The sequence below is a fragment of the Sphingomicrobium sp. XHP0239 genome, assembly GCF_039555325.1.
GTDB classification, from domain to species: domain Bacteria; phylum Pseudomonadota; class Alphaproteobacteria; order Sphingomonadales; family Sphingomonadaceae; genus Sphingomicrobium; species Sphingomicrobium maritimum.
The window spans coordinates 2,087,950-2,109,707 of record NZ_CP154608.1 but is presented as its reverse complement, the minus strand read 5'-3'; the positions used below and the strand labels follow the sequence as shown (position 1 = coordinate 2,109,707).

Annotated in this window: 25 protein-coding genes and 1 tRNA gene; 15 read left to right on the top strand and 11 right to left on the bottom strand. The window is 65.9% G+C overall.

The window, feature by feature from the left end; genetic code table 11:
• Positions 1–31: 31 nt before the first annotated feature.
• The 3 genes from msrB to WJT74_RS10650 all read right to left on the bottom strand — a co-directional run bounded on the left by msrB (position 32) and on the right by WJT74_RS10650 (position 1,610).
• Positions 32–442, bottom strand: a complete 411-nt coding sequence (gene msrB / locus WJT74_RS10660) for a peptide-methionine (R)-S-oxide reductase MsrB (RefSeq protein ID WP_343344644.1) — start codon at positions 440–442, stop codon at positions 32–34.
• A gap of 62 nt (positions 443–504) precedes the next feature.
• Positions 505–591, bottom strand: a tRNA-Leu gene (locus WJT74_RS10655).
• An 89-nt stretch (positions 592–680) separates the two neighbouring features.
• Positions 681–1,610, bottom strand: coding sequence for a zinc-ribbon domain-containing protein (locus tag WJT74_RS10650; protein WP_343344642.1), 930 nt, complete (start codon positions 1,608–1,610; stop codon positions 681–683).
• A gap of 103 nt (positions 1,611–1,713) precedes the next feature.
• On the opposite strand from WJT74_RS10650, the gene ftsE reads away from it, so the two are divergent.
• From ftsE to WJT74_RS10630, 4 genes are read left to right on the top strand one after another with little or no spacing between them, the layout of a single operon-like run.
• Positions 1,714–2,424, top strand: a complete 711-nt coding sequence (ftsE, locus tag WJT74_RS10645; RefSeq protein ID WP_343344639.1) for a cell division ATP-binding protein FtsE — start codon at positions 1,714–1,716, stop codon at positions 2,422–2,424.
• Positions 2,421–3,269, top strand: a complete 849-nt coding sequence (locus WJT74_RS10640) for an FtsX-like permease family protein (protein WP_343344637.1) — start codon at positions 2,421–2,423, stop codon at positions 3,267–3,269. Before ftsE ends, WJT74_RS10640 begins: the two co-directional genes overlap by 4 nt.
• On the top strand, positions 3,266–3,805 hold the full coding sequence (locus WJT74_RS10635; RefSeq protein ID WP_343344635.1) for a YdcF family protein: 540 nt from the start codon (positions 3,266–3,268) through the stop codon (positions 3,803–3,805). The genes WJT74_RS10640 and WJT74_RS10635 overlap by 4 nt, the downstream gene beginning before the upstream one ends.
• Complete coding sequence (locus WJT74_RS10630) at positions 3,802–4,527, top strand: lysophospholipid acyltransferase family protein (protein ID WP_343344632.1); 726 nt, start codon at positions 3,802–3,804, stop codon at positions 4,525–4,527. The genes WJT74_RS10635 and WJT74_RS10630 overlap by 4 nt, the downstream gene beginning before the upstream one ends.
• Here WJT74_RS10630 and pheT read toward each other — a convergent pair.
• Together pheT and pheS are read right to left on the bottom strand one after the other, a co-directional pair.
• The gene (pheT, locus tag WJT74_RS10625) at positions 4,516–6,867 is read right to left on the bottom strand and encodes a phenylalanine--tRNA ligase subunit beta (RefSeq protein WP_343344629.1); all 2,352 of its coding nucleotides are present in this window, start codon (positions 6,865–6,867) and stop codon (positions 4,516–4,518) included. The two genes, WJT74_RS10630 and pheT, sit on opposite strands and share 12 nt — an antisense overlap.
• The gene (gene pheS / locus WJT74_RS10620; RefSeq protein WP_343344626.1) at positions 6,864–7,940 is read right to left on the bottom strand and encodes a phenylalanine--tRNA ligase subunit alpha; all 1,077 of its coding nucleotides are present in this window, start codon (positions 7,938–7,940) and stop codon (positions 6,864–6,866) included. The genes pheT and pheS overlap by 4 nt, the downstream gene beginning before the upstream one ends.
• Positions 7,941–8,005: 65 nt before the next feature.
• On the opposite strand from pheS, the gene WJT74_RS10615 reads away from it, so the two are divergent.
• Together WJT74_RS10615 and WJT74_RS10610 are read left to right on the top strand one after the other, a co-directional pair.
• Entirely contained in the window at positions 8,006–8,911 is a 906-nt protein-coding gene (locus WJT74_RS10615; RefSeq protein ID WP_343344623.1) for a DUF5996 family protein, read from the top strand.
• A gap of 56 nt (positions 8,912–8,967) precedes the next feature.
• Positions 8,968–9,585: a DUF421 domain-containing protein gene (locus WJT74_RS10610; RefSeq protein ID WP_343344621.1), complete on the top strand. Its 618-nt coding sequence runs from the start codon at positions 8,968–8,970 to the stop codon at positions 9,583–9,585.
• Between the two features lie 58 nt (positions 9,586–9,643).
• On the opposite strand, the gene rplT is transcribed toward WJT74_RS10610, so the two are convergent.
• The 4 genes from rplT to WJT74_RS10590 all read right to left on the bottom strand — a co-directional run bounded on the left by rplT (position 9,644) and on the right by WJT74_RS10590 (position 11,873).
• Positions 9,644–10,015, bottom strand: a complete 372-nt coding sequence (gene rplT / locus WJT74_RS10605; RefSeq protein ID WP_343344619.1) for a 50S ribosomal protein L20 — start codon at positions 10,013–10,015, stop codon at positions 9,644–9,646.
• Between the two features lie 19 nt (positions 10,016–10,034).
• Positions 10,035–10,235 carry a 50S ribosomal protein L35 gene (gene rpmI / locus WJT74_RS10600; RefSeq protein WP_343344617.1) on the bottom strand — a complete coding sequence of 67 codons (201 nt, stop codon included), beginning with the start codon at positions 10,233–10,235 and terminating at the stop codon, positions 10,035–10,037.
• A 137-nt stretch (positions 10,236–10,372) separates the two neighbouring features.
• A complete protein-coding gene (locus WJT74_RS10595; protein WP_343344616.1) occupies positions 10,373–10,930 on the bottom strand; it encodes a manganese efflux pump MntP in 558 nt (185 codons plus the stop codon).
• 10 nt (positions 10,931–10,940) lie between these two features.
• Complete coding sequence (locus WJT74_RS10590) at positions 10,941–11,873, bottom strand: ribose-phosphate pyrophosphokinase (RefSeq protein ID WP_343348172.1); 933 nt, start codon at positions 11,871–11,873, stop codon at positions 10,941–10,943.
• 90 nt (positions 11,874–11,963) lie between these two features.
• On the opposite strand from WJT74_RS10590, the gene WJT74_RS10585 reads away from it, so the two are divergent.
• The 9 genes from WJT74_RS10585 to ribH all read left to right on the top strand — a co-directional run bounded on the left by WJT74_RS10585 (position 11,964) and on the right by ribH (position 20,020).
• Positions 11,964–13,628: an NAD+ synthase gene (locus WJT74_RS10585; protein ID WP_343344613.1), complete on the top strand. Its 1,665-nt coding sequence runs from the start codon at positions 11,964–11,966 to the stop codon at positions 13,626–13,628.
• Positions 13,625–14,098 (top strand): hypothetical protein, encoded by a 474-nt coding sequence (locus tag WJT74_RS10580; RefSeq protein WP_343344611.1) that lies wholly within the window; start codon positions 13,625–13,627, stop codon positions 14,096–14,098. Before WJT74_RS10585 ends, WJT74_RS10580 begins: the two co-directional genes overlap by 4 nt.
• Positions 14,099–14,159: 61 nt before the next feature.
• On the top strand, positions 14,160–15,461 hold the full coding sequence (gene gltX / locus WJT74_RS10575) for a glutamate--tRNA ligase (RefSeq protein WP_343344609.1): 1,302 nt from the start codon (positions 14,160–14,162) through the stop codon (positions 15,459–15,461).
• A gap of 153 nt (positions 15,462–15,614) precedes the next feature.
• Positions 15,615–16,295 (top strand): energy transducer TonB, encoded by a 681-nt coding sequence (locus WJT74_RS10570; RefSeq protein WP_343344607.1) that lies wholly within the window; start codon positions 15,615–15,617, stop codon positions 16,293–16,295.
• A 65-nt stretch (positions 16,296–16,360) separates the two neighbouring features.
• Positions 16,361–16,687, top strand: a complete 327-nt coding sequence (locus WJT74_RS10565) for a hypothetical protein (RefSeq protein ID WP_343344605.1) — start codon at positions 16,361–16,363, stop codon at positions 16,685–16,687.
• 26 nt (positions 16,688–16,713) lie between these two features.
• Positions 16,714–17,673 (top strand): bifunctional diaminohydroxyphosphoribosylaminopyrimidine deaminase/5-amino-6-(5-phosphoribosylamino)uracil reductase RibD, encoded by a 960-nt coding sequence (gene ribD, locus WJT74_RS10560; protein ID WP_343344603.1) that lies wholly within the window; start codon positions 16,714–16,716, stop codon positions 17,671–17,673.
• Positions 17,673–18,275, top strand: coding sequence for a riboflavin synthase (locus tag WJT74_RS10555; RefSeq protein WP_343344602.1), 603 nt, complete (start codon positions 17,673–17,675; stop codon positions 18,273–18,275). The genes ribD and WJT74_RS10555 overlap by 1 nt, the downstream gene beginning before the upstream one ends.
• Before the next feature lie 45 nt (positions 18,276–18,320).
• The gene (ribB, locus tag WJT74_RS10550; RefSeq protein WP_343344600.1) at positions 18,321–19,601 is read left to right on the top strand and encodes a 3,4-dihydroxy-2-butanone-4-phosphate synthase; all 1,281 of its coding nucleotides are present in this window, start codon (positions 18,321–18,323) and stop codon (positions 19,599–19,601) included.
• Positions 19,601–20,020 (top strand): 6,7-dimethyl-8-ribityllumazine synthase, encoded by a 420-nt coding sequence (ribH, locus tag WJT74_RS10545; protein ID WP_343344597.1) that lies wholly within the window; start codon positions 19,601–19,603, stop codon positions 20,018–20,020. Before ribB ends, ribH begins: the two co-directional genes overlap by 1 nt.
• A 4-nt stretch (positions 20,021–20,024) precedes the next feature.
• Here ribH and WJT74_RS10540 read toward each other — a convergent pair whose 3' ends face one another.
• Both WJT74_RS10540 and WJT74_RS10535 read right to left on the bottom strand, forming a co-directional pair.
• Positions 20,025–20,651, bottom strand: coding sequence for an SOUL family heme-binding protein (locus WJT74_RS10540; protein ID WP_343344595.1), 627 nt, complete (start codon positions 20,649–20,651; stop codon positions 20,025–20,027).
• Positions 20,648–21,733 carry an alkene reductase gene (locus WJT74_RS10535; protein ID WP_343344593.1) on the bottom strand — a complete coding sequence of 362 codons (1,086 nt, stop codon included), beginning with the start codon at positions 21,731–21,733 and terminating at the stop codon, positions 20,648–20,650. The genes WJT74_RS10540 and WJT74_RS10535 overlap by 4 nt, the downstream gene beginning before the upstream one ends.
• Positions 21,734–21,758: the final 25 nt, after the last annotated feature.

Below are 21,758 nucleotides of genomic sequence, written 5' to 3'. Positions count from 1 at the left end.
TAGGAGCGACGGGTCCGGGCCGCAAGCGGCTTCAATTCTCGCTTGCTTCGTCCGCGGCCTCGAACTCGAGGCTGGCGGAATTGACGCAGTAGCGAAGACCGGTCGGTCCGGGTCCGTCGGGAAAGACGTGACCAAGGTGGCTGTCACAGGATGAACAGCGGATTTCCACCCGCTTCATGCCGTGGGTAAGGTCGGCATGTTCCTCGACCGTTTCGCTCGATGCGGGAGCGGTGAAGCTCGGCCATCCCGATCCGCTTTCGAACTTGTCGTTCGACTGGAACAGCAGTTCGCCACACGCCGCGCAGCGAAATTCGCCGGGTCGCTTCTCGTCGTTGAGCGCACCCGAAAACGGCGGCTCGGTCCCCGCTTCGCGCAGGATGCGATATTGTTCGGGAGAGAGGCGCTCGCGCCACTCGGCGTCGGTCAGATGCTTGTCGCTCATGGATAGCGATATAGGGCGCGTGAACTCACGGCGCCAGTGGACAGCAAAAGAAGCGGGAAAAATGGTGCGGTCGAGAAGACTCGAACTTCCACGGCCTCTCGGCCACAACGACCTCAACGTTGCGCGTCTACCAGTTCCGCCACGACCGCACCCGAAGGTCATGATCGCGAGGGCGACCATGCTGGTAAGGCGCGGCCTCTAGCAAAGGGTTCTGACCCGCGCAAGCGGTGCGATAAGGTCAGCCGACCGGCAGCAGCACGATGTCCAGATCGCCGTCGAGCATCGGGATATCCGCCTCGGCGCTGTTGAAGCTCGCGCTCTCGCCCGGGCCCAGCGTCGGGGCGGGCGGGGCGATGGTCCAGCTATGCACCACCGCTTCCTGCGCGTCGCGCAATTCGGCGCGAATCGACGGAACCTGCGCCTCTTCGTCGGTCACATTGACGACCCGCCCCGAGATCGACAGCAGACGCTGTCCGCTGGCGAGCGTGGAATGGTTCTGGCGGGTCAGCACGAAATCGAACGGACTGTCGCTCGATGCGGTCTGGGCGATACCCAGCTGCTGTTTCCACTGCGGCGGAGCAAGGAAATAGAAGGCGGCCGCGGCGGCGCCGATCAGTACGATGAGCGCCAGCACCCATTGCAGGCCGCGCGACCGGTTCTGTTCCTCGGCTTCGGGCTCGTCGATGGGGTCGGTCCCCGTGAAAGCCGCATCGGTGGCAAGATCGCGGTCGAAAGGGGCGTCCGTGGCGTGATCGTGGATGAAGGCTTTTTGACTTTCGCCCTGCGACACGACCGCGTCGGCCACTTCGGGTTCGGGCGGAGCGGCGATGACGGCTTCCCGGCGCCGTTCGGTTTCGTCGATCGACGCTTCGGGCGGGGGAGGGTCGGCGGGCGCGCGTTCGTGCATGGCGTCGTCCGGTACCGATTGGCCGAAGTCGCGCGATCGCTCGGAAAAGTCATCGCGTGGCGGCTGTTCGCTCGTTGCCGGCGAATCGCCGGATGTCGCTGCGTCGGGAGGCGACGGTTCGGGCGGTTCCATGGGTGCAGGCTGCGGATCGGCGTGCCATTTGTTTCCGCACGCCGCGCACCGCACGGTTCGTCCTTCGGGCGGGATGGCACCCGCCTTGACATTGTAGCGCGTCGCGCACGACGGGCAGGTGAGGATCATGCTATCATCGCTCGACATTGGAAGGCATAAACCGCAACATGACGCCAATGGCAAGTTTTCGCGGTATTGCGCGGCTGCACCCGGCGGCGTCGAGGAGCGGGCGATGATCGCCACGTTCGAGCGTGTGGGACTGCGCTACGGCACCGGCGCGGAAGTTCTGGTCGACCTCGATTTCGGGCTCGAGGAAGGCGGATTCTATTTTCTGACCGGCCCCTCGGGCGCGGGCAAGACATCGCTCCTCAAGCTCCTGACGCTGGCACGCGCGCCGACGCGCGGGCGCGTCCGGCTGTTCGGCGAAGACATTGCGTCGATGGCGCGGACCGAGCTTCCTGCGCTCCGCCGCCGGATCGGGATCGTCTATCAGGATTTCCGGCTGATCGACGAACTCTCGGCATTCGACAATGTCGCCTTGCCGCTCAGGATCGCCGGGCATGACGATGCCGACATCGCGGAACCGGTCGCCGAAATGCTCGACTGGGTCGGCCTGTCGGATCGCTCGAACGCGCGGCCGCCGACTTTGTCGGGTGGCGAGCAGCAGCGCGTCGCCATCGCCCGCGCGGTCATCGGCAAACCCGACCTCTTGGTCGCCGACGAACCGACGGGCAACGTCGATGCCGACATGGCCCGACGATTGCTGACCCTGTTCGCTGGACTGAACCGGCTCGGGACGACCGTGTTCGTGGCGACGCACGATCTGTCGCTGATCAAGGAAACTTCGGGGGCCTCGATGGTGCGCCTCGATGGCGGTACGCTCAAGGATCCGACGGGGGCGCTGCGCCATCCGCCCGGCCCGCGCGCCCGGGGGCGCGCATGACGCCCCGCACACTGCTTCCGCGTCGGCCGCAGGGCGCGACCGCCTACCTGCTCGCCGTGCTGTTGTTCGTGATGACGATCACCGCAGCGGCGGGGCTGGCCGTGTGGAACGGTAACCGGCTGGTGGCAGGCGCGGTCGAGGCGCGCTCGACCGTCCAGCTTTCGGGCGGAATCGAGCGGACCGACGAACTCGCCGAGTTCCTGTCGAACCGCGATGACGTGACCGAGGTGCGCGCGATCGCCCCCGACGAGGTGCGCCGCACCTTGGAGACATGGATGGGCCCCGCGGCGCGCGAGGCCGATCTGCCGCTCCCCGCCCTCGTCGACGTGGAAATGGTTCGCGGTGCCGATCCGGCTCTTCTGCGCGCCGACCTTCGAAATGCCTTTCCGCGCGCCCGGCTGGTTGCGCAGCAGCGAACGTTGGCGCCCGTTCTCGGCGCGCTGAGTGCGGTGGCGGCGCTGGGTCTGGCGCTCGTGCTCGCCATCGCGCTTGCCGCATCGGTCGCGATCGCGCTTGCGACCCGTGGCGCGCTCGCAGCCAATCGGTCGACCATCGCCACGCTCCACGACATGGGCGCCACCGATCGACAGGTCGCGCAGACCTTCCTGACGGGCATCCGGCGGGATGCGCTGGTCGGCGGGTCGCTCGGCACGCTGGTCGCGCTGCTCGTCCTGTGGTTGCTTGGGGCGAGTGGGGGGTCGAGCCTGGCCTTTCTGGTGGGCGGTACGCGGCTGCTCGGCCCGCTCGATCTGCTCGCGCTCCTTCTGCTGCCGCTGCTCGCGACGCTCATGGCATTTTTGGTTGCGCGCTTCACCATCCTGCGCGATTTGCGGCGGGCCTTATGATCCTGCGCCTCTTCTCCCTCCTCGTCGGCCTCTACGCGATCGGCTTCGTCTGGTTCGCGATCACGCTCGGCGAGCCCGCGCCCACCGACGCCCCGGAAACGCCCGCGATGGTGGTGCTGACCGGCGAGGGCGGGCGGATCGAGCAGGCGCTCGGCCGACTTGGCGACGGGAGCGCCGAGCGCCTCTTGATCGCGGGCGCCGACCCGGCGGTGCGACAGGAAGATCTGGTCGAGGTCGTCGGCGGAACCGAGCGGCTCTACGAATGCTGCGTCACGATCGGATCGGAATCGGTCGACACGCGCACCAATGCATTGGAGGCGAAGGACTGGCTGGCCTCCGAGAGCGAGGGGCAGGCCGTCCGGCTCGTCACCAGCGACTGGCACATGCGCCGCGCCGCGTTCGAGTTTCGCGATGCGCTCGGCGAGGATTATCCGCTCGTGCTCGACGCGGTGCCGACCTCGCCGACGCTGATGACGCTGTTCGGGGAATATAACAAATATGTGCTCCGGCGGATCGGGTTGCTGCTGGGCATATGAACCTCGTCCGCTCGGTCTTCTTCGCGCTCATCTTCTATACCGGGACCGTGCTGGTGTGCGTCACGGCCTTGCTCGTCGCACCGTTCGGGCGCGCGCCGATCCGCAGTGTCGTGCACTTCTGGGCGCGCTTTCACCACTGGCTGGTCCACAATGTGCTGCGGATCCGCTTCGAATGGGACGGCGAGGTGCCGACCGGCGCCTATATCGTCGCGGTCAAGCATCATGCGATGGTCGAGGCGGTCGATACGCTGCGTTTCGCCCATACGCCGATCGTGGTGATGAAGAAGGAACTCGTCGATCTGCCGCTGTGGGGCTGGGTCACGCGCATCTACGGCGTGATCGGCGTCGATCGCTCGGCGGGGGCGAAGGCGTTGCGCGACATGGTGGCCAAGGGCCGCCGCGCCCAGGCGGACGGACGCCCGATCGTGATCTTTCCGGAGGGTACCCGCGTGCCCGAAGGCGCGGCCCCGCCACTGCGCCCGGGCTTTGCGGGCCTCTATCGCGTGCTCAAGATGCCGGTCGTTCCGATCGCGCACGACAGCGCGCACGTCTGGCCCAAGGGGTTCGTGAAGAAAGCGGGCGTGATCCGCTTCAAGGTCGGCGAGCCGTTGCCGCCCGGCCTGCCCCGGGAGGAGATCGAGGCGTTGGTCCACGAGAAGATCAACCTGCTCGTGGACGACCGGCGCCTGACCTCCCGCCCGTCCGGCGACCTAGCCCCTTAGCCGCGCACCTTTCGCCTCGGCAGCCGCCACGATCGACTGCGCGATCTCGCCGAGCTGCTCTTCGGTGAAGCTGGCGTCCTGTGGTTGCAGCGTCACCTCGACCGCGAGACTGAGGCCGTCCTTGCCCTCGAACCGGTCGAAGACGCGGGTGTCGACGATGCGTTTCTTGTCCGACCCCGCGACCGCACGTTCGAGTTCGCCCGCGCTCAGCGTCTCGGGAACGATGAAGGCGAAGTCGCGCTTCACCGCCATGAGCGGCGGCGGCGCATAGGCAGCGCGCGCGCGCTCGGACGAACGGGGCTCGGGAATGTTGTCGAGATAGAGCTCGGCGGCGATCGGTGCCTCCGGAAGATCCAGCGCCTTGGCGAGGCTCGGGTGCAACTCGCCGAACCGCGCGAGGATCTTCTTGGGACCGAGGCCCAGTGCGGCGCTCCGCCCCGGATGCCAGTCGTCGCCCGCGCCGGGGAACAGCGCCAGATTGCCCGTCGGTGCGCCCGCCGCCTCCAGCAGCGCGATCGCCTCTTCCTTCGCATCGAACGGCGTGAAGCTTCTCGCCTTGCCTTCGGCCCAGCCGCGCTGGCGTGCCTCGCCGATCAGCAGGACGGTCGCCGTGCGCTTCTCGCCATCGGCCAGATAGCGGCGCCCGACTTCGAACAGCCGGACACTGGACTGGCCGCGGTCGAGATTGCGTCGCGCCGCCGCGGCGAGGCCCGGGAGCAGTGAGGGACGCATGACCTTCATGTCCTCGCTGATCGGATTGGCGAGGACGTGGGCGCCGCCACCGAACGCCTCGGCCTGTTCCTCGCTGATGAAACTCCAGGTCACCGCCTCGTTGAGACCGCGCGAGGCGGCCGCGCGCCGCAGTCGCCGTTCGGCCTTCTGACCCCGCGTGGCGGCCGGCGGGGCGACCCCGTCGTGACGCGGGAGCGAGGTCGAGGGAATGTCGTCGAACCCGTGGACCCGTGTGACTTCCTCGACGAGGTCGGCAGGTCCTTCGACGTCCCGCCGCCAGGACGGGATGGTCACGTCGTTGCCGTCGACCGTGAAGCCGAGGCGGGTGAGAATGGCGGCCTGTTCGTCGGCGGGAATGTCGACCCCGCCGAGCGCCGCGGTGCGCTTCCAGTCGAAGCGGATAGTGCGGGCTTTCACCGGCGGTTCGCCCGTGCGGATCGGATGGCTTACCTCGCCGCCGCAGATGTCGAGGATCATCGCCCCGATGATCGCCTCGCCCGCTTCGAGAAACGCCGGATCGACGCCGCGTTCGAAGCGGCTCCGCGCGTCGCTTACGAGGCCCAGCTTCTGGCCCGTCTTGGCGGTCCGCTCGGGATCGAAATAGGCGATCTCGAGGAAGCTTTCGGTGGTATCGGCGGCAACACCGGTGCGATTGCCGCCCATGACGCCGCCCAGATCGTGCACGCCATCGTCGTCGGCGATGACCGTCATCGTGCCGGACAGTGGATAGGTCTTGTCGTTCAACGCCTCGAACTGCTCGCCCTTAGCGGCGCGGCGCACGATCAGGTCGCCCTTCACCTTCGCAAGGTCGTAGACGTGACTCGGTCGCCCGAGATCGATCATCGCATAGTTGGTGATGTCCACGAGCGCGCTGATCGGCTTCTGTCCGATCGCCTTCAATCGCCGCTGCATCCAGTCGGGACTGGCGGGGTTCGACAGGCCGCGGAAGGTCCGCCCGTAAAGCGCGGGACAGCCTTCCTCGTCCTCGATGTGGACGGCGATCGTCGGATCGAAGCTGCCCTCGATCACGGGCACGTCGAGCGGCTTCAGCGTGCCGAGGCCCGCGGCGGCAAGATCGCGCGCGATGCCGTGGACGCCCATGCAATCCTGGCGGTTGGGCGTCACGAACACGTCGAAAACCGGATCGTCGAGATCGGCATAGTCGGCATAGCTGGTTCCGACGGGCGCATCGTCGGGAAGTTCGATGATGCCTTCATGCCCTTCACCGATCTGCAATTCGCGCGCCGAACACATCATGCCGAAGCTCTCGACACCGCGGATGGTCGCTTCGCCCAGGGTGAAGTCGGGGCCGGGAACGTGGGTGCCGGGACCGCCGAACACGCCCTTCATCCCGGCGCGCGCATTGGGCGCACCGCAGACGACCTGTTTCTGTTCGGTCCCGTCGTCGACGGTCAGCACCTGCAGCTTGTCGGCATCGGGGTGCGGTTTGGCATCGACCACGTACGCGACCTTGAACGGACGCAGCGTATCGCCGGGGTTGGAGATGCCCTCGATCTCCAGTCCGATGGCGGTCAGTTTTTCCGCGATCTCCTCGACCGACGCGGTGGTCTCGAGATGGTCCTTCAACCAGGAAAGGGTGAACTTCATGCGCCGACTCCCGCCGAAAGCGTGGGGGTGTCGAGCATTCCGAACCCGTAGTGCCTGAGCCAGCGAAGATCGCCGTCGAAGAAGGCGCGCAGATCGTCCATTCCGTATTTGAGCATCGCCAACCGGTCGATTCCGCAACCGAAGGCGAACCCCTGCCATTCGTCGGGGTCGAGCCCGCAATTGGCGATGACCTTGGGGTGCACCATCCCACTGCCGAGCACTTCCATCCAGCCCTCAGCCCCGCCCACGACGCGGCGGCCCTTCACCTCGGACCAGCCGACATCGACCTCGGCGGACGGTTCGGTGAAGGGAAAATAGGACGGGCGCAGGCGCAGCACGACGTCGTCGCGCTCGAAAAAGGCCTTGAGGAAGGTCTCCAGCGTCCACTTGAGGTGCCCCATGTGGATGCCGCGGTCGATGACGAGCCCCTCGACCTGGTGGAACATCGGCGTATGGGTCGCGTCGCTGTCCGAGCGATAGACGCGTCCCGGCGCGATGATGCGGATGGGCGGTTTCTCGCGCATCATCGTGCGGATCTGCACGGGCGAGGTGTGCGTGCGCAGCACCGGCGGCGCCTCGTCGCCCTCGGCCTCGACGTAGAAGGTGTCCTGCATCGCGCGGGCGGGATGCGCCTCGGGAATGTTGAGCGCACCGAAATTGTGCCAGTCGTCCTCGATTTCGGGGCCTTCGGCCACCGCGAAGCCCAGGTCGGCGAAAATTTCCGCCAGTTCGTCCATTACCTGGCTTACCGGATGCACGCTGCCATGCGGCCGACCGTCGACGGGGAGCGAGAGGTCCATCTTCTCGGTCGCGAGTCGCGCCTCCAGCGCCTCCTCCTCCAGTTCGGCCTTCCGGGTTTCGATGGCACCCTGCACCGCCTCGCGCGCGGCATGAATTTTGGGCCCCTCGACCTTACGTTCGTCGGGGCTCATCTTGCCGAGCGTCTTGAGCAGGCCCGTGACCTGTCCCTGCTTGCCGAGCGCTTCCACGCGCAGCGCTTCCAGCGCGGCCAGATCGGGCGCGGATGAAACCTTGCCGGTATAGAGCGTTTTCAGTTCGTCTGCGGTCGCCATGGGTCGTCCTCTTGTTCGCGTGGGGCTAAACCGGAGCGGGCGCGATTTTGCAAGGAGGGACCCGCATGGATTGGCCCGAACTCGACCCCACGCGCGATCATGAAACCTTCGCGATCCTTCACCTCGCCAGCCAGATGGTGGGCAAGGTTTGGTTGAAGAATTCGCCATGGGTCAATCACGGCTGGCATATCGCGCTCCAGCCGGTCGCAGGCGGGCTCGAGACCCTTCCGATCGCCGCCGCCGGCCGCCGCTTCACTTTGACGCTCGACCTGTGCTGCCACGCCATCGTACTGCGCACCGACAACGGGACCCGCGACGAGGTTTCGCTGGACGCGGGCAGTATTGCGGCACTGCATCGCTCGCTCGTCGGAATGCTCGATCGGCACGGGTTGCCGTCCGATTTCTACGGCGTCCCCAACGAGATCGAGGATGCCGTTCCCTTCAAGCACGACACCGCGGAGCGTCGCTACGACCCCGACAGCGCCACGCGGCTCCGGCAGGCCCTGTCGGCGATGCTGCCCGTCTTCGATCATTATCGCGCCGGGTTCGCGGGAAAGTCCTCGCCGGTGCATTTCTTCTGGGGCGCCTTCGACCTCGCCGTCACGCGTTTCTCAGGCCGCGATGCCCCGCCGCACCCGGGCGGCGCTCCCAATATGCCCGACCGGATCATGGCCGAAGCCTATTCGGACGAAGTCGCCAGCGCGGGCTTCTGGGCCGGCGGCGTCACCGAGGCGCCGCCCATCTTCTACGCCTATTCCTATCCCGAGCCCGACGGCTATCGCGATGCGAAGCTGAAGGCGGGCGAATGGTCGGACGACTTGTCGGAATGGGTGCTGCCCTACGATGCGGTGCGGTCGAGCCGCGATCCGGCGGGGTGCCTGTCGCTCTTCCTCGAGGAGACCTATCGTACCGCCGCACGGCTGGCGACCTGGGACCGCGACCGGCTGGAACGTTCGCCCGAAGCCCCTTGATGATTGTCAGTCGGTTCGACCGGAACGAGGCTGCTGCACCGCGCGCTTGAAATCGCATGAGTTCGCAAAGCGCCTTCTGGTTTGCAGAACCCGGCCGAAACCTCGAGGTCGTGGCGGGGGGCGTCCTGCTTTTCGCCTTCGCCGTTATTCTCGGTCGCTTGCTCGGCAAGCGCTCGATGGCGCAGATGAACAATTTCGACTGGCTGATCGCGGTCGCGTCGGGAAGCATCCTCGCTTCGGGCGTCCTAGCAAAGGACATCGCGCTGGCGAGCGCGGCGCTGGCGATGGCGACCCTGGGCGCCTGCCAATGGATCGTCACCAAATTCTTCGCGCAGCACCCCGACCAGGTCGACCAGCTGAAAGCCGATCCCAAACTGTTGCTTCACAAGGGCATCTTTCTGGAACGCGCGATGCAGGACGCGCGCGTATCGAAGGACGAGATCTTTTCGCGTCTGCGAGCCGAGGGAATGGTCGACCCCGCCCAAGCCCAATGGGTGATCATGGAACCGGACGGCGCCTTGACCGTCATCGCGCGTCGGAAGGGCATGGAGATCGGCTCGCTTCCGAGCTTGCGGGGCGTCGTCTACAATCCCGACCTCATCGACGAGATCGAACGCGACCATCGCGACGAGATCGCAGAATCGGAAACACGCTTCGCCGAACCGGTCCATTAGAACAAAAAAGGCGCCGGATCGCTCCGACGCCTTTCTTTGTTCGTCTGGAAACCGGGCTTTAGGCCGCGACTTCTTCCGGCAGGGCCTTCTTGGCCTGCGCCACGATACCCGAAAAGGCTTCCGGCTCGTGCATGGCAATGTCGGCGAGCACCTTGCGGTCTAGTTCCACGCCCGCGAGCTTCAGCCCGTGCATGAACTTGCCGTAGGTCAGGCCTTCCTGGCGGACGGCCGCGTTGATCCGCTGGATCCAGAGCGCACGGAAATTGCGCTTCTTCACCTTGCGGTCGCGATAGGCGTACTGGCCGGCCTTTTCGACGGCCTGACGGGCGATGCGGATGGTATTCTTGCGGCGACCGTAATAGCCCTTGGCTTGGTCGAGGATCCGCTTGTGCTTGGCGCGCGTGGTCACGCCGCGTTTGATGCGAGGCATAGTCTAAACTCCCTGAATCTTAGAGGCCGTAGGGCGCCCACTGCTTGAGGCGCTTGGCGTCGCAGTCCGGGAGGACCTTGGTGCCGCGCTGCTGGCGGATATATTTGGCGTTGTGGCTGATGAGGCGGTGGCGCTTTCCGGCGACCCCGTGCTTCACCTTGCCCGAAGCGGTCATCTTGAAGCGCTTCTTGACGCCGCTCTTGGTCTTGAGCTTCGGCATTTTCGTCTCCTTTGGTGGCTCCGCGTCCGCGAAGCGACGATTGCGACCAGCCGCGGCAGCCTTGATGGCCGGACCGGAAGGATTTTCCAACGATTCGGAAAGATCGTGTGCGCCTATATAGGGAGCGCCGAGCAGATTCAAGCGGAGAGCAGGCCGAGATGCTCGACCAGGATCTTCACGCCCAGCAGGATCAGAACGGCTCCGCCCGCGACCTCGGCGCGCTTCCCGACCCTCATTCCCAGCCTGCCGCCGAGCGTCACCCCGACGAGCGCCAGGAGAAAGGTGGTGACCCCGATCACGACGAGGCTGACGCTGACGGGCAATTCGAAGAAGCGCAGGGTCAGCCCGGCGACCGCGGCATCGATACTGGTCGCGAGCGCCAGCGTCAGGATCGCCGCCAGCGTCAATCTTCTCCCTGTCCCCTCGGTTTCCGCGGGTTCCAGACCCTCGCGGATCATCTGGACCCCGATCGCGCCGAGAAGGACGAAGGCGATCCAGTGATCGAACGCCTCGATGATACCGCTGAACGCGTCGCCGAGGAGAAGGCCGATGAGCGGCATGAGGCCCTGGAAAAGACCGAAAGCCAGCGCGAGCATGAAGCCGTCGCGACGCGCGATCCCGCCGGCGCCGCGCGCGATGGAGGCGGCAAAGGCATCCATCGCCAATGCCAGCGCGAGCAGGACGACCGCGATCATACCTCCGGCCCTAGTCGAAGAGACTGGAAACCGAACTTTCGTCCGCGATCCGGCTGATCGCCTCGCCGAACAGCGGCGCGATGGTCAGTTTGCGAATCTTCTCGTCGTCCTCGAGGCCTTCGTGATGGATCGAGTCGGTGACGACCACCTCGTTGAGGACACTGGCCTTGATCTTCGCGCCCGCCGCGCCCGACAGCACGCCGTGCGAGCAATAGGCCATGACGTCAGTCGCGCCCTGTTCTTTGAGCGCTGCCGCGGCGTTGCAAAGCGTGCCGCCCGAATCGACGATATCGTCTACGAGGATGCAGGCGTGGCCTTCCACGTCGCCGATGATGTTCATCACTTCCGATTCGCCCGCGCGTTCGCGGCGCTTGTCGACGATCGCCAGCGGGGCGTTGTCCAGTCGCTTGGCGAGGCTGCGGGCGCGCACCACCCCGCCGACGTCGGGGGAGACGACTGCGATATTCTTGTCGCCGTACCGTGCCTGGATGTCCGCCGCCATCACCGGCGCGGCCCACAGGTTGTCGGTGGGAATGTCGAAGAAGCCTTGAATCTGTCCCGCGTGGAGATCCATCGTCAGCACTCGATCGGCCCCGGCCTCGGTGATGAGATTGGCGATGAGCTTGGCCGAAATCGGCGTGCGCGGCCCGGGTTTGCGGTCCTGTCGCGCATAGCCGAAATAGGGAACGACCGCGGTGATCCGCTTGGCCGATGCCCGGCGCAGCGCGTCGATCATGATGAGCAGTTCCATCATGTGATCGTTGGCCGGATAACTGGTCGACTGGAGAACGAACATGTCCTGGCCGCGCACGTTCTCGTGGACCTCGACGAAGATTTCCTCGTCGGCGAAGCGCTTCACGCTCGCATCCACGAGACTGGTCTCGAGATAGTCGGCAACCGCCTTTGCGAGCGGCGGGTTGGAATTGCCGGTGAGCAGCTTCATCGTCATGCGTTCCCCCTGAAGGTCGCCCTCTCTTAGGGCCATGAAAGGAGGCGGCGCAACCTTGTGGCCGCGATAAGCGCTAGCTAGGGCGTGACGATGAAATTCCGCCTTGCCCTGTGCCAGATGAACCAGAAAGTCGGCGATATCGCCGGCAATGTCGAACGCATGCTCGAATGGCGCGCCAAGGCCGCCGAGCAGGGCGCCGACATCGTGATGTTCCCCGAGATGCAGGTCACCGGTTATCCGACCGAGGATCTGGTGCTGAAACCCAGTTTCGTGCGCCGGGCAGGCGAGGCCAACGAAGATGTCGCCGATGCGACCTCCGATGGCGGTCCCGCGATCATCTTCGGCGGAATCCATTCGCACGACGGCGGGGTCTACAATGCCGTGTTCCTCGCCGAAAAAGGGGGCATTTCCGCTTGGCGGGCGAAGCACGAACTGCCCAATTACGGCACGTTCGACGAACATCGAATCTTCGATCCCGGGCCGCTGCCCGACCCGGTGACCTGGAACGGCATCTGCCTCGGCCTGCCGATCTGCGAGGACATCTGGCAGGAACGGGTGTGCCATCATCTTTCCGACGAGGGCGCGGAGATGCTGCTGGTCATGAACGGCAGCCCGTACGAACTCGACAAGGACGAGACCCGCCAGAAGATGGTCCGCGAACGGATGACCGAAACGGGACTTCCGATCGTCTATCTCAACCGCGTCGGGGGGCAGGACGAACTGGCGTTCGACGGATCCAGTTTCGTCGTCAACACCGGCGGCGCGATCCCCGTCCAGCTGCCCGACTGGGACGAACAACTCACCCTCCTCGACTGGGAAAAGGGCGAGGACGGATGGTATTGCGCCGACGGCGAGAAGGCGACGCTCGATCCCTTCCCGGAGGATATCTATCACGCGATGATGGAAGGCCTGCAGGAGTATGTCGACGGCAACAGTTTCGAGCAGGTCCTGATCGGCCTTTCGGGCGGGATCGACAGCGCGCTGACCGCCTCCATCGCTGTCGATGCACTGGGCGCCGACCGTGTCTGGTGCGTGATGTTGCCGAGCGAATATACGTCCGACGACAGTCTCGAAGATGCGAAGAAATGCGCGGAAATGCTCGGCTGCCGCTACGATGTCATTCCGATCGGGGCGGGCACCGACGCCATGACGTCAATTCTCGACAAGCATTTCGACGGTCATGCCGCGGACGAGACCGAGGAGAATATCCAGTCGCGATTGCGGATGGTGATCCTCATGGCGCTGTCGAACAAGTTTGGCCCCATGCTGCTCACCACCGGCAACAAGAGCGAGATGAGCGTCGGCTACGCCACGCTCTATGGCGACATGGCGGGCGGCTACAACGTGCTGAAGGATGCGTACAAGACGACCTGCTTCGCGCTTGCCCGCTGGCGCAACCGGCACAAGCCCCGCCTCGCCAAGGGGCCGGACGGCGCGGTCATGCCGATCCGCATCATCACCAAGCCGCCCTCGGCCGAACTGCGCCACGACCAGAAGGACGAGGACAGCCTTCCGCCCTACAAGCTGCTCGATCGGATCCTCGAAAGTCTGATCGAGGACGAGAATGCCGTCGCGAAGACGGCGCGCAAGACCGGCGCCGATCCCGACCTCGTCGCCGAGATCGAGAAACTGATCCTCCATTCCGAATACAAGCGCCGCCAGGCGCCGATCGGGGTTAAGATCGGTCAGCGCAATTTCGGTCGCGACCGCCGCTATCCCATCACCAATAGTTTCAGGACCGGAAAATGACCCGACTTGCCTTCCTGCTCGCGCTTCCGCTCGCCCTTTCCGCCTGCGGGGATGCCGAGGCGCCCGTCGATCCCGACATCCAGGATCCCGATGCCATCGAGACGGAGGGCGAAAATGTCGAGATGGACGAGGCGGCGCCCGCCGAACTCGACCTTTCTGGCACCTGGACGATCACGCGGTTCAACGGTTCATCCAACCTGTCAACGTTCCCCATCACCGTGACGTTCGCCGACGACCAGATGCAGCTCCGGTCCGATTGTATCGACTACGCCTACGCCCTCAACCGGCAGGGCAACGTCATCGCACCCGAACAGGTGATGGCCCAGGCGTGTCCCAACGGCCTTTCGCCCGCCGAACAACAGCTCGACTCCGCGATGCCGCAATTCAACGTCATCGTCGCGCGGGGCGAGCAAGCGCTCAACTTCTCGGGCCCGGGCGGCAATCTGCTCCTCGGCCGCGAAGGCGGATAGAAAACCCGCACGAGCGAGAGGGCGTGACAGCGATCCGCGTGACGACTAACGCCGCCTCTTCATGAAGACACGCTTCGCTCCCTCGCCCACGGGCCGGCTGCACGTCGGCAATATCCGTACCGCGCTTCAGAATTTCCTGCTTGCCCGCAAGCACGGCGGCGCCTTCCTGCTGCGACTCGATGATACCGACGCGGAGCGCTCGACCGAGGCGTTCGCGCAATCGATCCGCGACGATCTCGCCGCGCTCGGCCTGACCCCCGATGACGAGGTCCGCCAGTCGGACCGGTTCGACGCCTACGAAACGGCATTCGAGCGGCTGCGCGCGGCGGGACGCATCTACGCCTGCTACGAAACGCCCGAAGAACTGGAACTGCGCCGCAAGGTGCTGCTCGGACGCGGCCTTCCGCCGATCTACGAGCGACCGGAGAGGGAGAACGAACCGGTCGAGGGCCGCGCCCCGCACTGGCGCTTCCGGCTCGACCATACGGCGCCGATCGAATGGAACGACGGCGTGCGCGGGCCCCAGCATTTCGAGCCGCAGAAGATTTCGGATCCGGTCATTCGCCGCGCCGACGGTTCGTGGCTCTACATGTTGCCGAGCACGGTCGACGATGCCGATCTCAACATCACCCACGTCGTGCGCGGCGAGGACCATGTCACCAATTCCGCGATCCAGCTGCAGATGTTCGATGCGTTGGGCGCCGATCGTCCGACCCTCGCCCACACGGCGCTGATCGTGTCCGGTTCCGGCAAACTCTCCAAGCGCCAGGGCGCCGAAGGGGTGGAGGCGCTGCGCGACCACGGGTTCGAACCGATGGCCTTGCTGTCGGTGCTCGCGCGCATCGGCACGAGCCGGCCGGTCGAGCCCGTGCACGATCTGAAGGCGCTCGCCGAGAGTTTCGACCTGTCGAGCTTCGGCCGGGCGCCCGCGCATTTCTCGTGGGACGAGGTCGGCGTGGTCAATGCACGCCTCCTCCACGCGTTGCCTTACGCCGAGGTGGCCGATCGACTGCCCGAGAAGATCGGCGAGCTGGAATGGACCGTGCTGCGCGACAATCTGTCGTCGTTGCGAGAAGCGGAAGAGTGGGTGCCGGTGCTTCACGGCACGATCGAGCGTCCCGAATTCGACGCGGACGATCGCGACTATCTGGCGCAAGCGGCGATCCTGTCGGACGATCTTGCCTGGGACGAGGCAAGCTGGAGCGAACTGACCGCCGCTCTCAAGGAGCGGACCGGGCGGAAGGGCAAGGCCCTGTTCCTGCCGCTGCGCCAGGCACTGACCGGACGAAGCGCCGGCCCGGACATGGGCGCACTCCTGCCGCTCATCGATCGCGACATCGCCCGCAATCGACTCGCGCAGTAAGCTCTCTCCATAGAACCTCCGATCGTCCCCGGTCATTTTCGGCCGCGAGGATCATAGCGAATGCGCTTTCTAACCGGCATCGCCAGAATCCACGCCTCACTTGCAATAAGTATGTAATGATGTATCATTACTGAGATTGAAGGGAGAGTCGCTATGTTGAGTTACGCACCCCGTCCCAAGCAGAAAATTTCGCCCACCGCGATCGGCGCGGTCGTCGGCATCCATGCCGCCGCCTTCGCCGCCGTTCTGCTGGTCAAACCCGATCTCGTGACGATCGTGAAACCGGAACCGACCCGCACCTACGACCTGCCGCTTCCCGAACCGCCTGAGCCCGAACCGCGCGAGGTCGAACCCGCGCCCGAGACGCCGACCGAACCGCCGCTCAACTATACCGTGCCCGAAACGATCGTCGATGTTCCGCGACCGTCGAGCCCGCCAGCCCCGCGGTTTCAGTCTTTGGATCCCGTTCCAATCAATCCAGCGACGGTGCCGCTTGGCCCCGTCACCCCCAATGTCGCGCCCCCCGCGCCGACCCCGCCCGTTCCTCCCGCTCCGGTGTCCGCCAGCCTGCTGACGAGCGGCAGCGATCTGCGTCCGCCCTATCCCGCCGCGCTTCAGCGTCAGGGAAAGGAAGCGGCGCTGCGGCTCCGGCTCGACGTCGATGCGCGCGGACGGGTCACCAGCGTCACCTTGCTGAACGAGGCCGACCCGCGCTTCTTCCGTGCCGCGCGGGAGCATGTGATGAAGGTTTGGCGCTACACCCCCGCGACCCGTGGCGGCACGCCCGTCGCGAGCACGCAGACCGTCACGCTGCGCTTCCAGCTCACCGACTAAGGCGCTGACAAGAAAGGCGAAAGGCGGGGCTGGAAACTCCTGGCCCCGCCGCCTATCTTGATTGAATGTCCTTCTTCCGTTCTTTCTCGCCACGGGCCACGTTCGCCGATCTGGCGTCCTTCGTCCGGAGCGCCGACCGCGACCATGTCATCGGTATCACGCTTGCCGTCCTGGTGACGGGGATCATCGTCGTCCTGTTCACGGTCGATGCGAAGGTGAACACGTCGCCCGGCCGCTCGGTCCAATATGTCGAGCTATACGACAGCGACCGCACCGACGAGGAAATCGTCGCTCGTCAGCGCGCCGACGCCGAAGCGATCAACGAGCGCGCCCGCGAACGACAGGAAGAATTCCAGCAGATCGACGACGCGCTCGAGAGGGCGGGCATCTGAACGCAACCGCTGCGCCGACCGATCCCATGAGGCGCGCCATCGCGCTGGGAGAGGCGGCGCGCGGCACCACCGCGCCCAATCCCGCCGTCGGTTGCGTCATCGTGAAGGACGGCCGCATCGTCGGCGAGGGCGCGACCGAACGTGGGGGGCGCCCCCATGCCGAGGCGGTCGCTCTGGAAATGGCGGGAACCGAGGCGAACGGCGCGACCCTCTATACGACACTCGAACCCTGCGCGCACCACAGCGAGCGTGGGCCGACCTGTGCGCGGCTGATTCCGGAAGCGGGGATCGCATCGGTCGTCGTCGCCTGTCGCGACCCCGACCCGCGAACCGCGGGCGAAGGCATCGCTCGACTCCGCGGCGCGGGGATCGACGTCGAGGTCGGGCGCGGCGAGCGGGAGGCGTCGGCCAGCCTTGCGGGCTATTTCATTCGCACGGTGCTCGGGCGTCCGCGCATCACGCTCAAGCTCGCGCTGTCGATCGACGGCAAGATCGCGCTGCCCTCTGGCGAGTCCAAATGGCTGACGGGCGAAGACGCCCGCGCCCATGTCCACCGCGAACGCGCGCGCGCCGACATGATCCTGGTCGGGCGCGGCACGTACGAAGCCGACGATCCGCGCCTCGACGTCCGCCTGCCGGGTCTTGAGGATCGTGGTCCCGAACGTCTCCTCCTCAGCCGCACGGCGGAAGAGATCGAGGGTTGGCGCGTCCTGCGCTCGCCCGGCGACGTTCATGGCCTTCCCGCCAACGACCTGATGGTCGAAGGCGGTTCGGGGGCGGCCAGCGCGTTTCTCGGCGCCGACCTCGTCGACCGCATCCTCATCTACCGCGCCCCCATTCTGATCGGCGAAGGCCGCAGTTCGATCGGCTATATCGGGCTCGACGCCATCGCCGACGCGCACGACCGCTGGCGCTTCGTCCGGTCCGAACCGCTTGGCATCGACCGCCTCGAAGTCTACGAGCGCAGCCGGAACGAGGAGGGCTAATGTTCACCGGCATCATCACCGACATCGGCACCGTGCGGAGCGTCGAGGAACGCGGAGACCGGCGGCTGACGATCGGCTGCACCGACCCGCTCGACGATGTCGCGATGGGCGCCTCGATCGCCTGTTCGGGCGCCTGCCTCACGGTCGTCGACAAAGGTGGAGACTGGTTCGCGGTCGATGTCAGCAACGAAACGGTCAGCCGCACCGCTCCCGGCCTGTGGGAAGAGGGCGCGCGCCTCAACCTCGAACGCGCCCTGCGCATGGGAGACGAACTGGGGGGACATCTGGTCACCGGTCATGTGGATGCCGTGGCGGAGGTCCTGAGTGTTCAGGAGAAAGGCGGGTCGCTCGACGTCGGCATCGTTGCGCCGCGACGACTGGGCGGTGGGCTGGCGGCCAAGGGCTCGGTTACGCTCGACGGCGTTTCGCTGACCGTGAACACGGTGGAGGATCGCGGCGACGATACCTTCTTCACCGTCAATCTTATCCCCCACACCGCGCAGAAGACCACGCTCGCGAACATCGCGGCGGGTCGAAAGCTCAACCTCGAGATCGACGTCCTCGCTCGCTACCTCGAACGGATGATCGCCAGCAGAATGTGATGGACACGGCTGGCATATCACATTGCGGTGTGATAGCGGCCCGGCATGGCTACCGATCTTCTCGACCGCATCACATCGCTTGTCGACAATGGCAAGATGACCCGTTCCGGCCTTGCACGCGCCGCGGGGCTTCATCCCAACAGTCTGCGAAAACTCGGCAGCGAGGAATGGAACCCGACCGCCGATACGCTGTCGCGCCTCGAGCGTGTGCTCGGCCGCGCCGACGTGCTGGTCGATGCCGAAACCATCATCGACGAGGCGCGCAATGGACGCATGTTCATCCTCGTCGACGACGACGATCGCGAGAACGAGGGTGATCTCGTCATCCCCGCACAGATGGCGACCCCCGACGCGATCAATTTCATGGCCCGCCACGGGCGCGGCCTCATCTGCCTCGCGCTGACGAAGGAGCGCGTCGATCAGCTCGGTCTGCCGCCGATGGCCAGCGTCAATCGCGAGAGCATGGGCACGGCCTTCACCGTGTCGATCGAGGCGCGCGAGGGCGTCACGACCGGCATTTCCGCCGCCGACCGCGCGCGCACCGTCGCCGTCGCCATCGACGCGTCGAAGAGCGCCGACGATCTCGTCAGCCCCGGCCATGTCTTCCCGCTGACCGCGCAGCCCGGGGGCACGCTCGTGCGCGCCGGGCATACCGAAGCGGCAGTCGACGTCTCGCGGCTCGCGGGGCTCAACCCCTCCGGCGTGATCTGCGAAATCATGCGCGAAGACGGGTCGATGGCGCGGCTCGACGATCTCATCGACTATGCCGCCGAACATGGTCTCAAGATCGGCACGATCCGCGACCTGATCGCCTACCGGCTGCACCGCGACCATATGGTCGAGGAAGTCGCAGAGACCGCTTTCACCGCCTCGTCCGGTGCGGCATGGCGCGCCCGCGTCTTTCGCGACAAGGCGTCGGGTGAAGAACAGCTCGCGCTCGTCCACGGTCACGTCGATCCCGAAACGCCCGCGCTGGTGCGGATGCACAGCCTCGATCTGTTTGCCGACGTCCTGGGCGAAGCCGGGGATCGGGCCGGACTTCTCGGTGGCGCGATGCGGATGATCGAATCGACGGGATGCGGCGTCATCGTGGCGCTTCACGCTGCCGCGCCGGGCAGCCTGTCGCGTGCCACCGACCTTCGCTCGGGCCGCAGCCCCAAGTCGGGCGACGGCATGCGCAGCTACGGCGTCGGCGCACAGATCCTGGCGGCGCTCGGTATCGGTGACATGATCCTGCTCACCAATACGCGCCATTCCCCCGTCGCGCTCGATGCCTACGGGCTGCGCATCGTCGAGGAACGACCCATCGAAACGGAGGCAGAGTGATGGCCCATATCCTGATCGCCGAAGCGCGCTTCTACGCCGACCTCAACGACAAGCTGCTCGCCGGCGTCCGCGCCGCGCTGGAGAAAGCGGGCCATACCCACGATACCGTCACCGTCCCGGGTGCGCTCGAACTACCCGGCGCCATCGCGCTTGCCGTCAATGCGGGTCGGTACGATGGTTATGTCGCGGTCGGCGTGGTGATCCGCGGCGAAACCTATCATTTTGAGATCGTCGCGGGCGAAAGCGCGCGCGGCCTCATGGCGCTGACGATGGACGGCATCGCGATCGGCAATGCGATCCTCACGGTCGAGAACCGCGATCAGGCCGAAGCCCGCGCCGACCCCGCCCGCAAGGACAAGGGCGGGGAGGCGGCCGCGGCGGTCCTCGCCATGATCGAGCTTCAGTCGAAGTTCGCCTGAGCGCCTAGGTCGCTACGGGCTCGGTCAGCGCGACGGGGATCCACACCTCGTTGCGGCGGAGCGGTCCGGGGATCGCGGGCGAATTGTAGAAGGCGTAGATCGGCGGGCCATCGACCTCCTCGCCGCGCTCCCGGAGCCAGCCGCGCAGGCTCAGTTCCTCGGTTTCCAGATCGTAGTCGCCGGGCGCACCCGCGAAGCGGATCACGCCATAGCGCCGCCCCGGCACCGGTTTGAGCGTCACGCCCGACGGAGGGGTCGGCAGCGTCGCGTCGCTTTCGCCCTCGGGCATCACGAATCGCACCTTCCACCGATCCTCGCCGTCGGCCTCCTCCAATACCGGCGAGGTCATCGGGATGGTCTCGCCTTCGTGGCTGCGCCCGAAGATGTAATCGGCAAGCGTTCGGAAGCCCGATCGGATCGCTTCGCGCCGTTCGCCGTAGGCGACCGTTTCCGCCACCCAGAAATCGAGATAGTCCTTGAGCGCGAACCGCCCTTCTTCGTCGTAGGTGAGATGGTCGGGCTCGGGTGTCGCCTTCTCCTTGAGATAATAGCGAAGGCCTCCCGCAATCGCGAGACCGGCGACCAGGCCGCCACCCGCCAGCCATTTCCATCGATTGTTCTTCTCGCTCACGACGTTACCTCTTCCAGTTCGGGATAATCCACGTAGCCCTCGGCCCCGCGCGTGTAGAAGGTCGCGGAGTCGGGATCGTTCATCGGCGCATCCTCGCGCATCCGCCGGACAAGGTCGGGGTTGGCGATGAAGGGGCGTCCGAAGGCGATGAAATCGGCGATGCCGCGATCGAGCAGCTTCTGTCCGCTCTTCCGATCCAGATCGCTGTTCAGCCCGATCTTGCCCTTGAAGACCTCGCGCATCGCCGGGCTGACGCGGTCGCGGTCCGCCTCGACGAACGATGAATGATCGCCCGGTTCGCGCATCTCCAGCCACGGGACGCCGATTTCCTGAAGGATGCGCGCGGCGGTGGTGAAGGTGGCTTCGGGATCGCTGTCGTCGACTCCCTGCACCGCGCCGATCGGCGACAGGCGGATCGCGGTCCGCTCCATCCCGATCTCACCACCGATCGCCTCGCAAACCTCGCGCATCAGCCGGCAGCGGTTTTCCGCCGACCCGCCGTAATCGTCGTCGCGGTGGTTCGCGCCGTCGCGGATGAACTGGTCGATCAGATAGCCGTTCGCGGCATGGATCTGCACCCCGTCGAATCCTGCACGCATCGCGTTCGCCGCGGCGCGGACGTAATCCTCGACCACGCGCGGGATTTCGTCCTTCGGCAAGGCGCGCGCTTCGACGGCGTCCTGCTTGCCGGTAAACGTATGCAATTTCTGCGGCGCGGTCGTGGCGCTGGCCGATATCGGCGGGCCGCCGCCCATGTCGGGATGGACCAGTCGTCCCATGTGCCAAAGCTGCGCGACGATCCGTCCGCCTGCCTGATGCACCGCTTCCGTCACGGGTTTCCATCCGTCGACCTGCGCATCGGTCCACAGACCGGGGGCATAGGGCCAGCCAAGCCCTTCCTTCGAGATTCCGGTCGCCTCGGAAATGATCAGCCCCGCTTCGGCGCGCTGTGCGTAATAGGTGGCGGCGAGCGGCCCGTGGACGCCGCGCTCGTCGGCGCGACCGCGGGTCAGCGGGGCCATCATGGCGCGGTTGGGGCAGTCGATGCTGCCAAGCGTGATGGGGTCGAACAGATCGGGCATGGGGTCCTTTCGCGTCGCTATCGAG